The sequence below is a fragment of the Flavobacterium commune genome (genome assembly GCF_001857965.1).
GTDB classification, from domain to species: Bacteria; Bacteroidota; Bacteroidia; order Flavobacteriales; family Flavobacteriaceae; genus Flavobacterium; species Flavobacterium commune.
The window spans coordinates 2246459-2266788 of sequence record NZ_CP017774.1 but is presented as its reverse complement, the minus strand read 5'-3'; the positions used below and the strand labels follow the sequence as shown (position 1 = coordinate 2266788).

Annotated in this window: 20 protein-coding genes and 2 tRNA genes; 6 read left to right on the top strand and 16 right to left on the bottom strand. The window is 33.1% G+C overall.

Translation table 11 applies throughout. The features are described from left to right. Positions 1-231: 231 nt before the first annotated feature. Positions 232-1434, top strand: a complete 1203-nt coding sequence (locus BIW12_RS09650) for an IS256 family transposase (protein ID WP_071183980.1) — start codon at positions 232-234, stop codon at positions 1432-1434. A gap of 49 nt (positions 1435-1483) precedes the next feature. Here BIW12_RS09650 and gldC read toward each other — a convergent pair whose 3' ends face one another. Together gldC and gldB are read right to left on the bottom strand one after the other, a co-directional pair. Continuing rightward, positions 1484-1819: a gliding motility protein GldC gene (gldC, locus tag BIW12_RS09645; protein ID WP_071184929.1), complete on the bottom strand. Its 336-nt coding sequence runs from the start codon at positions 1817-1819 to the stop codon at positions 1484-1486. Beyond that, complete coding sequence (gldB, locus tag BIW12_RS09640; protein WP_071184928.1) at positions 1819-2778, bottom strand: gliding motility lipoprotein GldB; 960 nt, start codon at positions 2776-2778, stop codon at positions 1819-1821. Before gldB ends, gldC begins: the two co-directional genes overlap by 1 nt. A gap of 102 nt (positions 2779-2880) precedes the next feature. Here gldB and nadE point away from each other — a divergent pair, with 102 nt between their 5' ends. Together nadE and BIW12_RS09630 are read left to right on the top strand one after the other, a co-directional pair. Continuing rightward, on the top strand, positions 2881-3681 hold the full coding sequence (gene nadE / locus BIW12_RS09635) for an NAD(+) synthase (RefSeq protein WP_071184927.1): 801 nt from the start codon (positions 2881-2883) through the stop codon (positions 3679-3681). Positions 3682-3778: 97 nt separating this feature from the next. After that, complete coding sequence (locus BIW12_RS09630) at positions 3779-4408, top strand: response regulator transcription factor (RefSeq protein ID WP_071184926.1); 630 nt, start codon at positions 3779-3781, stop codon at positions 4406-4408. Between the two features lies 1 nt (position 4409). Here BIW12_RS09630 and dnaG read toward each other — a convergent pair whose 3' ends face one another. The 6 genes from dnaG to rlmN all read right to left on the bottom strand — a co-directional run bounded on the left by dnaG (position 4410) and on the right by rlmN (position 11697). After that, on the bottom strand, positions 4410-6464 hold the full coding sequence (gene dnaG / locus BIW12_RS09625) for a DNA primase (RefSeq protein ID WP_071184925.1): 2055 nt from the start codon (positions 6462-6464) through the stop codon (positions 4410-4412). Between the two features lie 123 nt (positions 6465-6587). After that, positions 6588-8180, bottom strand: coding sequence for an OmpH family outer membrane protein (locus tag BIW12_RS09620; protein WP_157499538.1), 1593 nt, complete (start codon positions 8178-8180; stop codon positions 6588-6590). Between the two features lie 28 nt (positions 8181-8208). After that, positions 8209-8928: a hypothetical protein gene (locus tag BIW12_RS09615; RefSeq protein WP_071184924.1), complete on the bottom strand. Its 720-nt coding sequence runs from the start codon at positions 8926-8928 to the stop codon at positions 8209-8211. Beyond that, a complete protein-coding gene (locus BIW12_RS09610) occupies positions 8915-9484 on the bottom strand; it encodes an RNA polymerase sigma factor (protein ID WP_071186283.1) in 570 nt (189 codons plus the stop codon). The genes BIW12_RS09615 and BIW12_RS09610 overlap by 14 nt, the downstream gene beginning before the upstream one ends. A 129-nt stretch (positions 9485-9613) precedes the next feature. Further along, positions 9614-10591 (bottom strand): polyprenyl synthetase family protein, encoded by a 978-nt coding sequence (locus BIW12_RS09605; protein ID WP_071184923.1) that lies wholly within the window; start codon positions 10589-10591, stop codon positions 9614-9616. A 62-nt stretch (positions 10592-10653) separates the two neighbouring features. Then, positions 10654-11697 carry a 23S rRNA (adenine(2503)-C(2))-methyltransferase RlmN gene (gene rlmN / locus BIW12_RS09600; RefSeq protein ID WP_071184922.1) on the bottom strand — a complete coding sequence of 348 codons (1044 nt, stop codon included), beginning with the start codon at positions 11695-11697 and terminating at the stop codon, positions 10654-10656. Positions 11698-11779: 82 nt separating this feature from the next. Between rlmN and BIW12_RS09595 the strand changes: the two genes are divergently transcribed. Next, positions 11780-12421, top strand: a complete 642-nt coding sequence (locus BIW12_RS09595) for an O-methyltransferase (protein WP_071184921.1) — start codon at positions 11780-11782, stop codon at positions 12419-12421. 81 nt (positions 12422-12502) lie between these two features. Here BIW12_RS09595 and BIW12_RS09590 read toward each other — a convergent pair whose 3' ends face one another. The 5 genes from BIW12_RS09590 to BIW12_RS09570 all read right to left on the bottom strand — a co-directional run bounded on the left by BIW12_RS09590 (position 12503) and on the right by BIW12_RS09570 (position 15697). Further along, entirely contained in the window at positions 12503-13066 is a 564-nt protein-coding gene (locus BIW12_RS09590) for a phosphatase PAP2 family protein (RefSeq protein ID WP_071184920.1), read from the bottom strand. Further along, positions 13066-13392 carry a Sec-independent protein translocase subunit TatA/TatB gene (locus tag BIW12_RS09585; protein WP_071184919.1) on the bottom strand — a complete coding sequence of 109 codons (327 nt, stop codon included), beginning with the start codon at positions 13390-13392 and terminating at the stop codon, positions 13066-13068. The genes BIW12_RS09590 and BIW12_RS09585 overlap by 1 nt, the downstream gene beginning before the upstream one ends. A 119-nt stretch (positions 13393-13511) precedes the next feature. Continuing rightward, positions 13512-14261 (bottom strand): hypothetical protein, encoded by a 750-nt coding sequence (locus BIW12_RS09580; protein ID WP_071184918.1) that lies wholly within the window; start codon positions 14259-14261, stop codon positions 13512-13514. After that, positions 14251-14973, bottom strand: a complete 723-nt coding sequence (locus BIW12_RS09575; RefSeq protein ID WP_071186281.1) for a carboxypeptidase-like regulatory domain-containing protein — start codon at positions 14971-14973, stop codon at positions 14251-14253. Before BIW12_RS09575 ends, BIW12_RS09580 begins: the two co-directional genes overlap by 11 nt. Continuing rightward, positions 14960-15697, bottom strand: coding sequence for a hypothetical protein (locus tag BIW12_RS09570; protein ID WP_071184917.1), 738 nt, complete (start codon positions 15695-15697; stop codon positions 14960-14962). Before BIW12_RS09570 ends, BIW12_RS09575 begins: the two co-directional genes overlap by 14 nt. A gap of 129 nt (positions 15698-15826) precedes the next feature. On the opposite strand from BIW12_RS09570, the gene pepE reads away from it, so the two are divergent. Then, the gene (pepE, locus tag BIW12_RS09565) at positions 15827-16534 is read left to right on the top strand and encodes a dipeptidase PepE (RefSeq protein WP_071184916.1); all 708 of its coding nucleotides are present in this window, start codon (positions 15827-15829) and stop codon (positions 16532-16534) included. Positions 16535-16568: 34 nt separating this feature from the next. Here pepE and BIW12_RS09560 read toward each other — a convergent pair. The 3 genes from BIW12_RS09560 to BIW12_RS09550 all read right to left on the bottom strand — a co-directional run bounded on the left by BIW12_RS09560 (position 16569) and on the right by BIW12_RS09550 (position 17664). Next, positions 16569-16641 (bottom strand) — tRNA-Gly (locus BIW12_RS09560). An 85-nt stretch (positions 16642-16726) separates the two neighbouring features. After that, positions 16727-16799: transfer RNA gene (locus BIW12_RS09555), tRNA-Gly, on the bottom strand. Between the two features lie 142 nt (positions 16800-16941). After that, positions 16942-17664 carry a murein L,D-transpeptidase catalytic domain family protein gene (locus BIW12_RS09550; protein WP_071184915.1) on the bottom strand — a complete coding sequence of 241 codons (723 nt, stop codon included), beginning with the start codon at positions 17662-17664 and terminating at the stop codon, positions 16942-16944. A 264-nt stretch (positions 17665-17928) separates the two neighbouring features. Here BIW12_RS09550 and BIW12_RS09545 point away from each other — a divergent pair, with 264 nt between their 5' ends. After that, the gene (locus tag BIW12_RS09545) at positions 17929-20265 is read left to right on the top strand and encodes a DUF5916 domain-containing protein (RefSeq protein WP_317040818.1); all 2337 of its coding nucleotides are present in this window, start codon (positions 17929-17931) and stop codon (positions 20263-20265) included. The last annotated feature ends 65 nt before the right edge of the window (positions 20266-20330 follow it).

Here is a 20330-nt window from a genome sequence, read left to right as displayed (position 1 = left end):
GTATCAGGATACAAATCCAAATTCCAAACGTTTAAAATAAAAAACCCCAAACTCCAAGATATTAAAATTGGAATTTGGGATTTTTCTATTAGAGTTTTTCAAAAATTATTTGGTAGTGTCTCACTAACTGTGTAAGTTGAAAAGTTATTCTGAAAAATATTTGAGCTCCTTTAAAAAGCTCAAAAATATTTTTCGGAAATAACTTTTTGTTATTTTTAACCTTACATAATTATGATTGACAAAGACGACTTATTAAACAACAAGGATTTCTATAAATCCTTCAAGAATGCAGAAGATTTAACCTCATTCTTTCAAACGATGCACAAACGAGCTGTTGAACATATGCTCGAAGCCGAACTTGATGCTCATTTAGACAATGAAAAACACGATAAAACCACTAAGGGTAATTATCGCAACGGACACGGAACTAAAAAAATAAAGACCTCTTTTGGTCAACAAGAAATCAAAGTTCCTCGTGACAGAGATTCTTCCTTTAATCCCCTGCTTGTTCCTAAAAGAGAAAATATAGCCCAAGGTATTGAAAATGTCATCATCTCACTTTATGCTAAAGGCATGAGTGTTAGTGATATTGAAGAACAGATCAAGGAGGTATATGATTTTGAAGTGTCTTCTTCGACTATATCACGTATTACCAACACAATTACAAATGAAGTAGTTACTTGGCAAAACAGGCCACTAGAAGAGCTTTATTTAATTGTTTGGATGGATGGTATTGTTTTTAAGGTTAGAGAAGGTTCGAAAGTTATCAATAAAACTATTTATTTAGCTGTAGGGCTTAACAGAGATGGTAAAAAAGATGTTTTAGGAATGTGGCTTGGTAAGAATGAAAGCAGTAGCTTTTGGATGAGTGTTTTGACTGATTTAAAAGCCCGTGGCGTTGAAGATATACTTATTACAGCTACCGATAATTTAAATGGATTTACTCAAACAATCCGAAGTGTTTTCCCTGAATCTCAAACACAAATCTGCGTGGTTCATCAAATTAGAAATGCTTGTAAATATGTCGTTTGGAAGGATCGAAAACAATTTACTGCCGATATGAAACATATTTATAACGCTCCAACAAAACAAGCAGCAGAGTTGGCTTTAAACGATTTTGCAGACAAATGGGAATCCAAATATTCTTATGCAATTAAATCCTGGCGAGATAACTGGGATGAATTGACCGTATTTTTTGATTTTCCAATTGAAATTAGAAAAATCATTTATACAACAAATTTAATCGAGAACTTAAACGGAAAAATTAGAAAATACACTAAAAATAAAATGTCGTTCCCAACAGATGATGCTGTATTAAAATCGGTATTTTTGGCTTTAAGAGAAGCGACCAAAAAATGGTCAATGCCTATTCAAAATTGGGGAATTGTTTTAAACCAATTTACCCTTATATTTGAAAAAAGGCTCCGATTATAAAAACGAAGCCTTAACTTTTCAACTTACACACTTTTTGGGATAGTGTCAATTATTTTGTCAACTCTAATTTCTCTGCAAAATACTCGCAGAAATCTTTCATCGTTGCTGACATTTTTTCATCACCGGTTGCACGGTGAAAAGTATCCGACATTGCCACTAAAGTCTGGTGAAAGAAAATTTTCATCTCATCTACAGGCATATCTTTAGTCCATAAATCAATACGCATACTTTCTTTAGCCTTACTATCCCAAACTGACAACATAATTGCTTTCGACTCTTCTAATTCAATTCCACCATCTTTTGCCGTCCAATATAATTTTTCCGGAACACGGTTTTCATCTAATTCTACCAGGAAATTTATTTCTGATTTATTTGTATTTGACATTATTTCTTAGGTTTATAATTTGATTTTTCAAAAATTTCTTTTGCACTCATCTGCATTAATTGCGGCAAAGATACTTCATTATTTTTCATATACGAACGCACAATTTGCCAACCAATCCAGGCTCCTACCTTACCCGGAGACTCATTATCAATTTCTAAATAAAATTTAGAAAAAGGCGCTGGACTAATAAACCTAGGAATCAACTTAGGATCATCATTATACAGCAATTGATCTTCAATAAAATAACGCCACATATAACTCTCGTTTTCCTGACACCACAACAATTGCTCAGCTGTGTAACCTATTTTATCCGCATCAGTATAATCTTCTGACAACAATTTATCTTTTAAATACAATTGCTTTCCGGAATAAATCATAGCCGCCAAAAAGTTTTTTTCTATGCTTGGCGGGATTTGTCTTCTTGCAAAACTTTCTACAACATCAGGCATCATTTGTCTGGGTTCGAAATTTTGTTTTAAATAATTCGGAAACTGATAAAATTTATGTTCCTTCCCCAGATACATTTCAAGCGAAATAATCAATAAGCTATCAGCATAAATCACCTTATTATTATAATCCATTTCAGCTACAATAGTATATACTTTAGGCGTAACTGTTTTAGGAAAATTGTATTTTATATGCTTAAAAACCCCTTCTAATTCTGCTTTATACAAATCAAAATTGGAAAACTTTTTTTGAACTTCACTATACAATTCACGCCAAAGAGGATTTTGCATTTTTTCTAACCAAACAGCAGCATCATTTCCGGTCGGAAAGAAAAAAGGAAATTCTTTTTTAATCTTTGGCAGATCCTCAGGAGCGGTTTCGAAAAATATTTTATCAAATCGTACCACTTTTAAATCAACCGAAATAGCCTCTACTGCTTTTTCTGTCTTATTTTTAGTCTCACATGACAAAAAAAAGAACAATAGAACTAAGGAAAATACACAAGTTTTCATTTTATTTTAATTAAATTTGCAGCATTATAACAGGAACAACCAGTATGTTAACGAAAATTTGATGCAAAGATACGTTCCTGATGCTTAAAATTTGAACTATTTATGACTAAAAAAAGCACTCTAAAAGTTGATCAGGTAAACACTCAGATTGTCAATTGGTTAAAATCTTATGCAACAACCACAAAAGTTAATGGTTTTGTAGTAGGAATTTCAGGCGGTGTAGATTCGGCTGTAACCTCTACTTTATGCGCTCAAACCGGACTTCAGGTTTTATGTGTTGAAATGCCAATCCACCAACATGTCAGTCATGTAAGCCGCGCTAAAGAGCATATTGAACAACTTAAGAAGCGTTTTTCTAATGTGAGTAGTGTACACACTGACTTAACAGCTGTATTTGAAACTTTTAAAAAAGAAGTTCCTGCCAACTTTGAAGAAAACAAACTTAATCTAACCTTAGCCAACACCCGCGCACGATTAAGAATGACTACCTTATATTATTATGCAGGAGTTCATGGACTATTAGTTGCAGGAACCGGTAATAAAGTAGAAGACTTTGGCGTAGGTTTCTACACTAAATACGGTGATGGCGGTGTCGATTTAAGTCCGATTGCCGATTTAATGAAATCAGATGTTTTTGCTTTAGCCGAATATTTACAAGTCCCTAATTCTATCTTAACAGCTCAACCTTCAGATGGTTTATTTGGAGATGAAAAAACCGATGAGCAACAATTAGGTGCCACTTATGACGAATTAGAATGGGCAATGCTCGAAGATGAGAATAAAAACCCCCAAAACAATTACTCTGAAAGAGAAAAAAAGGTGTTTGAAATCTACAAAAAACTCAACACAATCAACCAACACAAGATGAATCCAATACCAGTTTGTGTAATTAATCGGATTTAATACTATTTTATCTATAAAAAATAGTATTATTGCTTTTTTTTACTTAAATTTATATATATAATTCACACAAAAAAACAACCCTAAAAAAAAAAAAATCATGATTAAAGTTTGTCTAGCCGATAATTTTCCGGTAGTGCATTTTGGAGTAAAGTCGTACTTCAAAGACCATTCAGACATATCAATTACTGCCAATGTTGGTAGTTTTTTGATGATAAGAGATATACTCTTAACAAAAGAAATTGACGTTCTTGTCTTAGACTTAGAACTTGAAGGTCTTTCGAGTATTTTTGAAGTAAAAGCGCTTTTAAAGAATTTCCCTAAAACTAAAATTATTATTTTTAGTGGACTTTCTGAACAAATTTATGCTCCTAATGCCATCAAAGCTGGAGTTTCCGGATATGTTCATAAAAAAGAGAAATTAGAGACTCTGGGACAATCTATAATCAAAGTTCATCAAGGTAAAATTATCATGAATGAAACGGTTAAGAAAAACCTGGCTTTAATTGCCAAACAAAGTAAAAGCGAGCGTTTGTACCGTAAACTTTCTAACCGTGAAGTAGAAGTTTTACGTTATTTAAGTGGTGGAAAGAAAAACCACGAGATTGCAGAAATCTTAGGTTTGAACGAAAAAACCATTAGTACTTATAAATTACGTTTATTAACGAAACTAAATGTTACTAACTTAGTTGATTTAGTAAACAAAGCTAAAAGTTTAGAGATCGTTTAATCTAAAAACGAGACATAACCCTACCCAGTTTTTTTGAAAAAGCTCGAGTGAGTTCATTATAATCTCTAATCATCATTAAAGACTCCATATTATCCTGATCAGGAGATATGGAGTTTTTTAATTCATCAATAATTCTACCGACTAAATACCATCTTAAGGTTAAAATAGTCTCAGAAACATTTTGGCTTATAGTATCCTGTTTTGTTTTAGGAAAAATATTTTGACCTTCCCAATCATGCAAAACTAATCGCTCATCTTCCATCAAAATATCAGTCACTTCCTGGGCATATTCTGCTGGCAAATGCATCAAATACTGTTCTAAACTAAAAGAATCATTTTGAAGATAATGGTTAATCAAATCAGTAAATATTCCACGAAACAAAGGGTTAGCTAATTCAACTTCATCTTCTTGTAAACTTAAATAGATACGTTGAAAAACTTTATAGGACTTCATTTCAGAGACATTCACGATTTCGCCATCTTCATTTGACTTCATCAAAACATCTTCAAATTGTTCTGTTTTATTTCCATAAAGCAATAAAATTTCAATAACTTTTCGTTCTAAACGATAAAGAACATCTACTTTTTCTGTAGGCTCGCTTTGATATCCCGGTTCTCCAGGATAATTCTCTGGCGGCCCAAATCTGGGATCTTCCGGATCTCCTCCTGAATACCCTGTATTTTTCGGGTTTTGGTTTCTATGAACTTCAAAAGGTTTTTGCTCCTGCTTTTGCTTTTTAGCAACTTCAGCAACATCTTTTTGAATCAACTGAGCTAAAGTACTAATAAGGACTTGCTCCGAAATATCCATAATTCGAGAACATTCCTGGATGTAAACTTCGCGCTGAATACGATCTGGAATTTTAGAAATACTTTGCACCATATCCCGAATCAAATCGGCTTTCTTGATAGGATCATTCTTGGCTTCATCCATTAACAACGAAGCTTTGAACTGAATAAAATCCTTAGCATTATTTTCTAAATAAGCAACCAAATCGTCATGCGATGTTTTTTTAGCAAAACTATCCGGATCTTCTCCATCAGGAAAAGTACAAACTTTCACATTCATTCCTTCCTCTAGAATCAAATCGATTCCACGAACAGAAGCCCGAAGTCCGGCAGCATCACCATCAAAAAGAACGGTAATATTTTTGGTCAATCGGTTGATTAATCTGATTTGATCCGGAGTCAAAGCAGTTCCCGAAGAAGCCACCACATTCTCAATTCCCGCTTGATTAAACTGAATTACATCAGTATAACCCTCAACTAAAAAACAATTGTTTAATTTAGCTATAGATTGCTTAGCCTGAAAAATACCATATAAAACTTTACTCTTATGGTAGATTTCACTTTCAGGTGAATTCAGGTATTTAGCCGCTTTTTTATCATTGGTCAGAATCCTTCCTCCGAACCCTAAAACACGTCCTGACATACTTTGTATCGGGAACATCACACGACCCTTGAATCGGTCAAAAGGACGATCTTCCCTGGGGATAGTCAAACCTGTGCTTTCCAGAAATTCTAATTTATAACCTTTCCCCAAGGCTTCTTTAGTAAAAGCATCCCAGGTTTCAGGCGAATATCCTAAACTAAACTTTTTTATAGTTTCAGCAGTAAACCCTCTTTCTTTAAAATACGAAAGTCCGATTGCTTTACCTTCTTCTGTATTTAAAAGTGTATTATGAAAATAATCTTTTGCAAATTCCGAAACCAGATACATACTTTCCCGGGCATCCATATTTGCCTTTTCAGCATCAGTCTGTTCGGTTTCCTCAATTTCGATATTGTATTTTTTAGCCAGATAACGAATGGCTTCCGGATAGGTAAAATGGGAGTGCTCCATCAGGAAAGCCACAGAGTTCCCTCCTTTTCCGGAGCTAAAATCTTTCCAAATTCCTTTAGCCGGCGATACCATAAACGATGGAGAACGTTCGTCAGAAAACGGACTCAATCCTTTAAAATTACTTCCTGCTCGTTTTAATTGTACAAAATCGCCAATAACCTCCTCAACTCGAGCAGTTTCGAAAACAGTATCTATGGTGGCTTTTGAAATCAATTTTTAAGGTATAAAGTTGGAAAGCATCAAAGATACAAAGTAACAATATCAATGACAATGACAATATCAAAAATCAATACAGCTTTTGAATTTCTTTACTGTCATTGCCATTGTATTCACAAATTAGTTAAAATCAAATCGCAATCCTAAAGAAACATTGTTTTGCTTGACTGCATTATCTTTAAACAAAGGATTTAAATCATATTTTAAATACAAGCTAGTTGCCTTGTAACCTACATAAGTACTCAAACCATAGATAAAATCATTCATATTAAAATTCCCTTTAGTCACTTCTCTTGAAGCATATTCATCAATATCATATTTAAGAATTTGTTTAGATTTTAGATTAACTCCAAAATAACCACCTAAACCTAATCTAAAACCGTCATGAGATTTAAAATAAGTCTTATCGTTTATAACGGTCGGTTTTGTAAAATCAAATTCCAAATGCAAAGGCACTACCAAATTAACATTTCGAAAACGAGAATCTTTTAAAACAACTGGATTAATTACAAGATCAGTCTGATTGCCATTCACTTGAAAATTACGATTATCTGTTGGTCGCAAATTATTATACATTAATGACAAACCGTATTTAGCATGCAATAAATTATCGTTTTTTAATATTCTGGTATTATAGGTCAATCCCCATTCATAAAAATGCGATCTCGCGTATTTAAAGTCAGAATTTCCAACCGCCCCATCAGTAATTAAATTATTGGCTCCTATAGCAAAAACAATCTGACTTGTTGTTCGTTTTATATGACGATTCAACTTGTCATCATGACCATTATAAACCTTCATTGAAGCAAGATTAATCTCTCTACCGTTATCAAAAGAATCATTATTACTTCCTAAAATTAACGTACCACCTTTCTTTTTCGGATTAGCTTCTTCACCTATCTTTCCATCAACTTTATCCTGAACCAATTGATTTAGTTTTTCTTGCTCAACAGCAACTCTTTTTTCAATATTAGCGGCGTGTTCTTGTGCTTTTTTCAATTTAAGTTCTGCTACTTTTTCTTTAGAAATTATTCCTTCTCCAATTTCTTTATCTATTGAACTTACTTCAGCTTTTAGAGCATTTTTCTCCTCATCTGTTATTCTTTTAATTTCATTACCAATTGCTTTGGCTTTGGCTTCAAATGACAATACTTTATTTTCTCTTCCTTTATTTATCCCTGTTTCAGGAACAGTATCATCAACAATTTCGAACTTTACATCCTTAAACCAAACTTGACCAGTTCCAGCTAATAAAACGCCATAAGAAATAGATGTTGCTTCAACAGGAACAAATAAAACAATTTCATATTTTCCCCAATCAGATGTTCCTTTTATAGGTCTTTTCTCCATATTATCAAAAGCAAGAACATTACTATCATAATAATCAACACGCATCCAAAGCCCAGCCCAAGATTTTACATCTTCATTTTTAACATAAGCAGTCATTTTAACTGTTTTTCCTAGATACAAATCAGGTTTAGTCGTTTTCATAAGCGTTCCAAAACCATTAATTTTACTTTTAACTGATTTAATAGTTAAGATGTTTTCATTATTGAATTCAACGTTTTTTTCAAGACTCATCTCGTATTCTGGCTGTTCAGCTTGCCAATATCCCCAATCTAAAACTTTTTTATAACTTCCCTTTTTTTGGGCATTCAGATTCGTTGCAAAAGCAAACGATATTATTAGTATAAATAAAATATATTTTTGCATGATTTCTTTTTTGATTGTTTATTAATTCTTACTCGTCTTTGTAATTTCTATTCACCAAAACTGTTCTTATAGTCTTAAAATTTTTATTCAATCTGTCTAATGCAGATTCTTTAAAAGACTGATTCAATTCTGCTTCAACATTTGATAGTAAAATGTTTGGGTTTACAGAAATAACTTTAGTTGTATTTCTCATTGTTTTATCAGCCGATTCAAATTTAGTATTACTGATTTCTGCTAATAATTTTTCTGCTGAAACGTATTTATTTTTACTTATTGATTTGAAATTCTTTTCTTCAGAAGAAACAACTATAATATCATCTTTATGTTGATTGAGACCAGAAACCTCAGCTTCTTGATTTTTAACAACTCTTGATTCTTGTTTTAACTCAGAAGATTGGTTGCTTTTTGAAGTCGATTTTTGAATTATTTGAACTATCGATTCTTTTTTCTCCATTTTTAAATTAACAGAATCTGACGTTAGTGCTTTAATTTTAGTATCAACTGTTTTTTGAATTACCACTTCATTTTTCTGGGTTTTAATTGTCTTTTCTTGAAAAGTAAAATACACTGTTCCAATCAATAACAAAGCTGTAAAACTTGCCGCCACATACAACCAGGGAAATTTAGCTTTTGGTTTTTCTGTTGCTGAAAGCATGGTATCGAGTTTTGTCCAAGCCATTTCAGAGGGTTTGATTTCACGAGAATTCAATTGTTCCCTAAATTGCGTTTCTAATTTATTCGGTTCCATTGCTATACTTTTTCAACTTATTAATTTGTCCCTTCAATACTTTTCTGGCATGCGATAACTGCGATTTAGACGTCCCTTCGCTAATTCCTAACATACCTGCAATTTCCTGATGTTTATATCCTTCAATAGCATACAAATTGAAAACTATTTTATACCCATCTGGTAAACTGTCTATCAAAAACTGAATATCAGCTACCGAAAATTGACTTTCAATAGAATCAAAACTTTCCTCATCGCGTCCAATGACGAAATCGTCTTCGATATACTTCAGTTTTTTGTGAACCCTGATAAACGAAATACATTCGTTTACCATGATTCGTCTTATCCAACCTTCGAAACTTCCTTTGAATTGAAAATTCTTCAAATTGGTAAACACTTTCATAAAAGCAGTTATCATGATATCTTCGGCCTGATGAATGTCTTTTACATATTGACGGCAAACACTTAGCATTTTGGGTGAAAACTGACTATAAATCTTTTGTTGAGCTTGTCGATTGTTTTCGACCGCTAACCGGATTAGTTCGTTTTCCTGCTGATGTAAGTTGATTACTTTCAAAATTTTTAAAGTGTTTCTATTAGCAAGACGATTATCGATGCAAAAAGGTTGCATGAGGAGTAGATTTATTTTTGATTTTATAATATAAAAATCAAAAAGTCCAATAAAATCAATAGTTGGCAAAGGAAATTATTTTTTCCTTTCGATAACATAATTCACCATCAAAGTCAAAGCATCTTTGAATTCGGAATCGGGATAATTTTGAAGTAAAGAAAGAGCTTCCTGTTGGAATTCAATCATTTTATTTTCGGCATAAGTCAAACCGTTATTGTTTTTCACAAAAGCAATCACTTCTTTAACGCGTTTCTTGTCTTTATTGTGATTTTTTATCGAATTGATTAACCATGTTTTTTCTTTTTTCGAACAAATATTCAAAACATGAATTAAAGGCAAAGTCATTTTTTGTTCTTTAATATCGATTCCTGTTGGTTTTCCAATAGCATCTTCAGTATAATCAAACAAATCATCCTTTATCTGAAAAGCCATTCCAATTAATTCGCCAAACTTTCGCATATTTTCTACCTGAACTACATCTTCAGAAACTGATTTGGCTCCCAATGCACAACAAGCTGCAATAAGTGTTGCCGTTTTTTTTCGAATAATTTCGTAATAAACATCTTCAGTAATATCGAGTCTTCGGGCTTTTTCTATTTGAAGTAATTCGCCTTCACTCATTTCACGCACAGCGACAGAAATAATTTGAAGTAAATCAAAATCACCGTTATCTATAGAAAGCAACAATCCTTTGGATAATAAATAATCACCTACAAGTACAGCAATTTTATTTTTCCAAAGAGCATTAATTGAGAAAAATCCGCGACGACGGTTACTGTCATCCACCACATCATCATGTACTAAGGTTGCCGTATGAATCAACTCGATAACCGAAGCACCCCGATAGGTTCTTTCGTTCACAATTCCTCCGGAAATCATCTTAGCGGTTAGAAAAACAAACATCGGACGCATTTGTTTTCCTTTTCTGTTAACGATGTAATACGTAATTCTGTTTAACAACGCCACTTGAGAAGACATCGACTCGTAGAACTTTTTTTCAAAAAGTTCCATTTCATTAAATATGGGCTGTTTTATTTGAGAGGTAACATTCATTCGTTTCCAAAGATACTATTTTATATAAAACAGGACTGTTTAAACAAAATAATTTATCATTTTCAGACTTCTTTATTAGCTAATTGCCCACAGGCCGCATCTATATCTTTTCCACGACTTCTCCTTACTTTAACTACCACTCCAATAGCTTCTAAAGCCTTAATATAAGCATTTATGGATTCCTCAGAAGCTTGTTGAAATTCGCCATCATCAATAGGATTATATTCAATCAAGTTAACTTTACAAGGAACATATTTGCAAAATTTAACCAAAGCATCTACCGAAGCCTTATTGTCGTTGATTCCTTTCCAAACCACATATTCATAAGAAATTTTACTTTTAGTTTTTCGGTACCAATATTCCAAAGCTTCACGCAAATCAGCTAAAGGAAAGTTTTTACTAAAAGGCATAATTCGGGCTCTGATTTCATCAATGGCTGAATGCAGGGAAACTGCCAATTTGAATTTGACCTCATCATCGGCCATTTTCTTTATCATCTTAGGAATTCCAGAAGTTGAAACCATAATTCGTTTCGGGGACATTCCCAATCCTTCTTCCGAAGTAATCATCGAAATAGCCTTAATGACATTATTATAATTCATCAATGGCTCACCCATTCCCATGAAAACAATATTTGACAACGGATGATTGTAATACAAACGGCTTTCGCGATCGATAGCCAAAACCTGATCGTAAATTTCCCCTGGCTCCAGATTCCGCATTCTTTTCAAACGCGCAGTAGCACAAAAATTACAATCCAAACTACACCCTACCTGACTGGAAACACAGGCAGTAGTACGTGTTTCAGTAGGAATCAACACGGATTCAACCACCAAACCATCATGCAAACGAACAGCATTTTTCACCGTTCCGTCTTCTGAACGCTGCATGGTATCGACTTTGATATGATTAATCACAAAGTTATCCTCCAGCATGGCACGCGTCCCTTTAGAAATATTAGTCATATCTTCAAAAGTATGCGCTCCCTTACTCCACAACCATTCATAAACCTGATTTCCACGAAATGCTTTATCACGATTAGCAACAAAAAAATTGCGTAATTCTTCTTTAGATAAGGCTCTTATGTCTTTTTTCTCCATTTGCATGCTGCAAATTTAATGACTATTTGTTGATTTGTTGTTTTGATAATTTGATAACTTTGGCACAAATTGAAAAAAACACAGCAAAATGCATTTCATTTCTCAAGAATTAGAAGATTACATCGAGCAACATTCTGAAAAAGAGCCCGAATTATTAGCAGCTTTAAACAAGGAAACCTACCAAAAAATTTTATTGCCACGAATGTTAAGCGGGCATTTCCAAGGCAGGGTTTTAAGCATGTTGTCTAAATTAATTCGTCCGTTGAATATTCTTGAAATTGGAACTTATACCGGTTATTCGGCTTTATGTTTATGCGAAGGTATGCAGGAAAACGGACAATTGCATACCATAGACATCAAAGAAGAATTAGTCGATTTTCAGAGAAAACATTTTGACAAATCACCTTGGGGCAATCAAATTGTTCAACATTTAGGCGAAGCAGTCGATATCATCCCTACGCTTGACATCAAATTTGATTTGGTTTTTATTGATGCCGATAAAGAAAATTACCTGAATTATTTTGAGTTGATTGTTCCCAGAATGAATAAAGGAGGCATTATTTTATCAGACAATGTACTTTGGAGCGGTAAAGTTTTAGAACCTTTAAACCCAAAAGACAAAAGCACAAAAATATTACTTGATTACAATAAATTATTAAAAGAAGACCCAAGAGTAGAAACCGTTTTACTTCCTATTCGAGACGGGCTAACAGTAAGCAGAGTACTTTAAAACATTCCCTAAAACAAAAACGCATATTCACAAACTATACAAACTGTGAATATGCGTTTTTTATTTTCACAAACTTTCTTCTTAAAGCGGAAAATATTTTATTTTTGTAAATTGATATATTCTAAAAACTAACCACCCTGTTAACATTCCAAATAAATAACCACTCAAAATATCTAACGGATAATGCAATCCTAAATAAATTCGGCTATAAGCAAAAATTAAAGGCCAAAGAAATAATAAAAAAGTATATTTAAAATACGGTTTAATAAGATGATAAATAAACACAGCTGCCGCCATACTATTTGCTGCATGTCCCGAGAAAAAACTAAACGATTTTGTTTTTTTCACCACCCGGATCATCGAATAAACATCCGGATTATTACAAGGACGTAATCGCTGTACTCCATGCTTAAACAAATTAGTACACTGATCAGTAATAAAAATAAGTAATGCTACAAACAACAGCACATACAATATTTGCTTACCACCTATTTTTTTATAAATAACATAAAGTAGTATTAAAAAAAGTGGAATCCAATTGGTTTGTTTGGTTATAAAAAGCCACAAACTATCGTAAGACTCTGACCCAAGTCCATTTAAATACACTAACAATTGAACATCTAACGAGAGGAGCTTATCTAACATTATCGACTACGTTTTACCGGACCGGCAATATCTTCAATATCTTCTTTGATTTTGGTTGCCTGAACAACACTATCTCCTAAAATATCTTCTTTTACCTGATTAATTTGCGAATTGATACCACCTGTCATTTCTGACAATGATTTTGCATCTAAACCATTTTCCTCTGCACCTTTCTGAATTTCATGTTTTATATCATTTGTAGCATTTTTTAATTGCGCCATTGCTTTTCCCATTGTACGGGCAATTTCCGGAATCTTATCCGATCCAAACAACAATAAAACTACAAACATTATAAAGACTAACTCTCCTCCTCCAATACCAAACATATTCTATATTTTTTTTAAAATGCAAATATACCAAAATTAAAAAAGTCTATTTTTAAATTTTCTCTTAAAATAAAGACCTTTATTTTTTGTAAACCAAACGCTTGACGATTATTGTTTTTCTAGTGTTTCGTTATTTTTTTATACTCCGTGTTCTTAGTAATAAGAAAATCCATTAATCGAAACTCCTCACTTGGTTGCATTAATTGTCGTGACTTAGAATCATTTTCACAATAAATTAAAAACAATTTAATCTCATCATCTTTTAAGTGCAAGGTGTTAGAAAAAAAACCATAATTCACCTTATCCATTACCACTTCAGAAAAACTGGTTTCTTTATAAAAATCCGTTTTTTGAGGATTGTTTTTTCTTAAAACTCCCAAGACATCTTTATAAATCCTTACAAAGTCCACTCCGTTTTCTATACCGCCAACCGGAGGTAAAGTCCTGTTTTTAGGAGAAGATTTAGCATCATCAAAGTATTTCAAGTCAACATATTTTTGCGTATTTCCTTCAACAGGATTTAATTCTTTCTTAGCCAGAATTAAAACCTCAGCCAATTCATTAGTAAAAACTTCTAAATTGACAATCAACTTAGACGCAACAAAATCAGCCTCGGAAAGAACAATTTTTTTAGATTTAAAAGACAAACTGGAAAAAACTAAGGTATCATGAACCTTTGCCTTAACTTCAAACAAGCCATATTGATCCACTACATCTCCCACATTTGAATTCACATTAAAAACAATTACGTTTTCAACCGGAACCAAATTATTTCGCACTTGACCTTTAAGTGTTTTTTGCCCACCTACTTGACCAAAAGAAAATTGAGTTAAAAGAAGAAAAATTAAAATACTTACTTTAGTTTTCATAGACCGTTATTTTATTATAATTTTTAGCCAGAGTTAAGATATAAAACTTGGACAGAGTTTTGTTTTTTGATTTTAACGAAGACACAAAATCATCATTTTCTATGCAATACAACTGAAAATCCCTGATATAATCTTTCCTGATTTTTAATGTTTCAATATAAAAATTTTCTTCAAAAAGATATTCTAATTTAGCCATCAATTGTTCTTTTTCAGCAACAATTAACTCCTTCTTTAGCATCGCTGTTCTTCCTGACATCCAGTTCAACGGCCTGTCTAAAAAACCTGATCTTGCAGTGTACAATCTCCTTTCAGCAACCGTATATTTTTTTTGCCCACTTGGAATAATCCCTAAACTTTCAGCATTAATTTTGGAATCTTCTTTAATGATTACTTCTTTGAGCGGGATGCTTTCAATTTGTAACTGAACTATTAAAACAGCTTTTTCTAAATCAGCCTGAACTATCTTTTTACGTAAAGTTACAAGATTTACCGCAGAAAACAGCAGTTCGTCACCTTCTTTTAAAAAAAGTGTAAAACTTCCATTCTTGTCGGTCGAAGTTGTTTTTTGAGTAGTTTGATTAACAATATTCACCCCTTCTACCGAAGTAGAATCAACGCGAATAAGTCCACGGATTTGCTTTCGAATATCCTGACCAAAAATAATTTGGCCAAACAAAAACAGCAATAGTAAAAGAAAATTATTTGTTTTCAAGGGCAATTATCGCTTTGTATTTCACTGCCAATTCTCCTAACAAAAATTCAATTGTAGTTTTATTTTTCATCTCTAATATTTTAGTGAATTTTTGATTATCCACTACATAATACTCAAAACCTTTTACATATTCCAAAGGCAACTGCAATGTATTAATAAAATGTTCTTTATCAAACATTTTTTCCAACATAGCCATATATGATTCTTTTTTCTCGACCTCTATTTCTTTTTTCAACATCTTACTACGACCGGAAATAAGATTAACTACAGGATCCAAACCCATAGGATTTAAACGAGCCGAACTTGCAGTGGCATATTTTCTCTCGGCTGGGGTATATTTTTTTTGGCCTGAAGAAACAATTCCAAGTGACACCGCATTAATCGAATTATAATTTCTAACTACCACTTCATTCAATTCATGAATCATGGTAATTAAATGCACTTTCAAAACAACTTTCTTAAAATCTTCGGCATTCAACACTACTTCTTTGCGTTTAGTTTGCAAACCCGAAAAAACCAAAGTATCACCTACATTAGCCTCAATAACAAATTCTCCGTTTAAATCCGTAAAAACCGTTTGCTCAGATTTTAGATTAATAACATAAATGCCGTCCAAATTAGACACATAAGCACTCACCTGCCCTCTTATTTCAGAAGCTTTCTTTAGCTGCCCCAAAACAACAGTTGTAAACAAAATAAAAAAAGCAGCTACAAATACCCTCATCTTACACAAAATCAAAGAGTAAAAATAAATCAAGCTCATCCCAATTTGATACTAAGAAGCTGATAAAAATTTGTTAATAAATCAAACTGATTAGCAAACCGATTTTATATCTTTAAATCAAAAAATATCATGAAAAATCTATTACTAGCCAGCACCTCTACCCTTTTCGGAAGCAGCTATTTAGAATACTTACTCCCTAAATTGAAATCACATTTCAAAAACTGTAAAACTGTGCTATTCATTCCTTACGCCAGGCCCAGCGGGATTTCGTATGATGAATACACTCAAAAAACAGCTTCGGTTTTCGCCAAAATCAATATCGTCATAAAAGGAATTCATCAATATGAAAACCCTGCTCAGGCCATTCAAAATGCCGAAGGAATTTTTACAGGCGGAGGCAATACCTTTTTATTAGTAAAACAATTGTACCATGAAAAAATCATGACTACGCTAAAAGAAACACTCGAAAAAGGCACCCCCTACTTAGGAACCAGCGCAGGCAGCAACATTGCCGGACTGAGCATGCAAACCACTAACGACATGCCTATTGTTTATCCACCAAGCTTTAAAACCTTAGGACTAATTCCTTTTAATTTAAACGTACATTTTATAGATGCCGATTCCCAATCGACTCACATGGGAGAAAGCCGGGAAACCAGGATTAACGAATTTCATCACTTTAATAATTTCCCGGTTTTAGGACTAAAAGAAGGAAGTTGGCTCGAAATAAAAGACGGAAAAATAATTTTGAAAGGAAAGTTATCAGCCAAATTATTCCAAAAAAACCGCATTCCCGTTGAAATAAAACCAAACTCGGAATTGAGTTTTATCCAATAAAAAAAACCGAAACTATTAAGTTTCGGTTTCTAAGAGCGGAAGACGAGGCTCGAACTCGCGACAACCAGCTTGGAAGGCTGGAGCTCTACCAACTGAGCTACTTCCGCATAACGGGTGCAAATATACAAATTATTCAAACACCTCCAAATTTTATTTTAAAAAAACCGAAACTATTAAATTTCGGTTTCTATGAGCGGAAGACGAGGCTCGAACTCGCGACAACCAGCTTGGAAGGCTGGAGCTCTACCAACTGAGCTACTTCCGCATTAGCGTGGTGCAAATATAAAGAATAAGTTAAGTTGAAAACAAATTTTTAGAGCATATTTTTTTAGTCAAAAAACAAATTCAAGCTTAACTTTTTTAAAACTAAATTGTTACCTCCTGATTTTTTTTTTCATCAAACCGAACTAAGAAACCAACTTTGACAAATTTTGATAGGAATCCGAAGGATAATAAATAAACAAACAAGATTTATCCTTGATAGTACTAATTAATTCTTCTGTTATTCCCAATGGAATCGCCGGACAACCAAGACTTCTGCCTAATCTTTTGTTATTATGAATAAAAGAATCCGAAACATAATCAGCTCCATGGACAACAACCGCTCTTTCTCTGGCATTATCATTAATTCCTTTCTCTAAACCGTCCAGTTTCAATGACTTTCCATGTTTTCCATTATACACTTCTCCCGTAACATAAAAACCCAAACTACTCTTATAGGATTCCGGAGTATTAGAAAAACTATTAGCAAACTCACCTCCGGTATTTCTTCCGTGAGCCACCAGCGAATGATACAAGATAACATCAGTATCCAAATCAATCACCCAAAGTCTTTTAACATTAGCTGATAAACTAAAATCAATAAGTGTAATTATGTTTTTAGAAATAACTCCCTGAGCTTTTAACTTATAAAAACCTTCCAAAGCCTTCTTAAAACTTTCCAGTTTAGGCAAATCATAATTTGCCGAATGCAATTTATTATAAACTTCCTCAACACTTGGCTCTACAAAATCACTTCCCTGATGATGTTTCAAAACCACCTCAGTTTTACTTTCTTTTGAAAAAAAGACATTAGTTGTTCCTAAAAAAAACACGAGCAACACACAACTCAAAAAACCCTTACAAACCATTGAATACTAATTACTTAAAAACCTAATTACACAGCCAAAAATATAAAAAAAGCACCCTTAAAAAAAACAAAGCCGCATTAATAAGATAGTTTTAACCTATTAGTAGTTTTTTTATTACGCCAGAGGTTGTTAAAAAGTTGTTAATTTCACTTATTTTATTATTTTTGCCTAAGATATCATTCCTTCATGAAGTTATTTCGTTTATCAATATATTGCTTCTTAGCGTTATTAAACCTGAGTCTTTTTGCACAAAAAAAAAGTATTTTGGCAAAATCAAAGACAAAGGAACTGGCTATTGACGGAAAAATTGAAGAAGACGAATGGCTGGAAAACACCGAAACAGCTTCTAATTTCATTATGTTTGAACCCGATAACGGTAAAGCCATAAGCGAAAATAAAAAAACCGAAGTCAAAGTTCTATACGACAATGAAGCCATCTACATTTCGGCACTACTTTACGACGACGAACCTGATAAAATCCAACGGGAATTAACCGAAAGAGACGTTTTTGGCGTAGCCGATCATTTTGCTGTTTTCATAAACGGTTTTAATGACGGACAACAGGATTATCGTTTCTATGTAAGTTCTACCGGAGTGCAAATGGACTGTTTAGCTACTGAAGAAATTGAGGATTTTACATGGGATGCTATATGGCAAAGCAGTGTCAAAATAACTCATTTTGGCTGGTCAGTAGAAATGAAAATCCCTTATGCTGCAATCCGTTTTCCTAAGAGCCAAAAACAAAGCTGGGGCATTAATTTTATGCGTGAAATTAAAAGAAATGCGCAAAAATTCACCTGGAATCATATCGACACCCGAATAGGCGCTGTCTTAACACAATCAGGAACATTGGAAGGAATAGAAAACATAAATCCTCCTACCCGATTGTTCCTAATTCCTTATACTTCGGCTTATTACCAAAAAGACAACTTTTCTGCTGACAAAACGCTCAAAGCAGGATTAGATATAAAATACGGAATCAACGATGCATTTACTTTAGATGCCATTTTAATTCCTGATTTTGGACAAACTAAATTTGATAATGCAATCCTAAATCTGGAACCTTTTGAACAGAAATTAGACGAAAACAGACCTTTTTTTACCGAAGGAACTAACTTATTCAACATTGGAAATATATTTTATTCCAGACGAATTGGTGGAACTCCAATTATTAGCAAATCAACTTTAGAAGAAAGCTTAGTTAACAACGAACAAATCACTAACTATCCCAGTACTGTAGATTTAATCAACGCGATAAAAATTTCAGGACGAACTAAAAAAGGATTGGGAATTGGTTTTCTAAACGCCATTACCGAAAAAACCTTTGCTACAATAAAAAACACCAATGACAACAGCAGCCGAACTGAAGTAATTGAACCTTTAACAAATTACAACATCCTTGTACTAGATCAACGATTCAGACAAAATTCTTCGGTTTCTTTTATCAATACCAACACTAGCCGTAACGGTAATTTTAGAGATGCCAATGTTAGTGGATTAGTATTCGATTTAAACACTAAAGGCAATACTTATAATTTATCCGGTGATTTCAAATACAGCAGCATCAATGACACTGAAAGCTATGACGGTTTCAAAAGCTTCATCACTTTTGCCAAAACAAGTGGAAAATACCGTTACCTTTTTAACGGAAAATACACTTCAAAAAACTTTGATTCTAATGATTTAGGCATTTTATTCTACACTAACTATTATAGTGGTTTTGTGAATGCCAGTTATCGAATTTTAAATCCAACAAAATTGTTCAACACCTTAAAAATTGAACAGGAAGTAAATTTAGATGTTGACAACAGTACTAATAGAATTCAAAACACCAGTTGGATACAAACCATTATAACAGCCACTACTTTAAAATTATTCTATTTTCAACTTGGGATTAATGTACTTCCTTTTGAAACATACGATTTTTATGAACCACGCCAAACAGGTCGTTTTCTCTATATTCCCAGAAGATTTTCTGTTTATCTGGAAATGGAATCCAACAAAAACAACAACCTAACTTTTGACATAACTCCTTCTATTGAAAAGTTTGACGAAAACAAACGATTTTCATACCGAATTTATGCCGGTCCCAAATATCGATTTAGTGACAAATTCTCTCTGGGTTTTTATACTGATTATTCAAAAAACAGCAACAATATTGGCTGGGTTGACTCTGACAATTCCGGAATTATTTTTGCCAAAAGAAACATCGAAACCCTACAAAACAATCTCACGGGTAAATATTCCATCAACAACAAGATGACAATAAACCTTAATGCCCGATATTACTGGTCGTATTCGTCCAACAAAAATTTCTATAACCTGGAAGACAATGGCCGTTTAACAGCTAATAACAGCTACAATACTAATAAAAACAGGAATTTTAACTCCTGGAATTTTGACTTTTCTTATTCCTGGTGGTTTGCCCCCGGAAGCCAATTATCCTTATTATATCGAAATTATTCTCAGGAAGAAACTAATAGTATTCAAAGAAACTTAAAACAGAACATCAACTCCGTTTTTAACGCTAATATGACTAATATTTTATCCATTAGTCTGCGTTATTTTATTGACTATAATTCGGTGAAAACCAAATTTTAAACTGCATTTATTTTAACAAAACACCATTTCAGCAACAAAATTGTCATTTTTACCATAGCTAAATT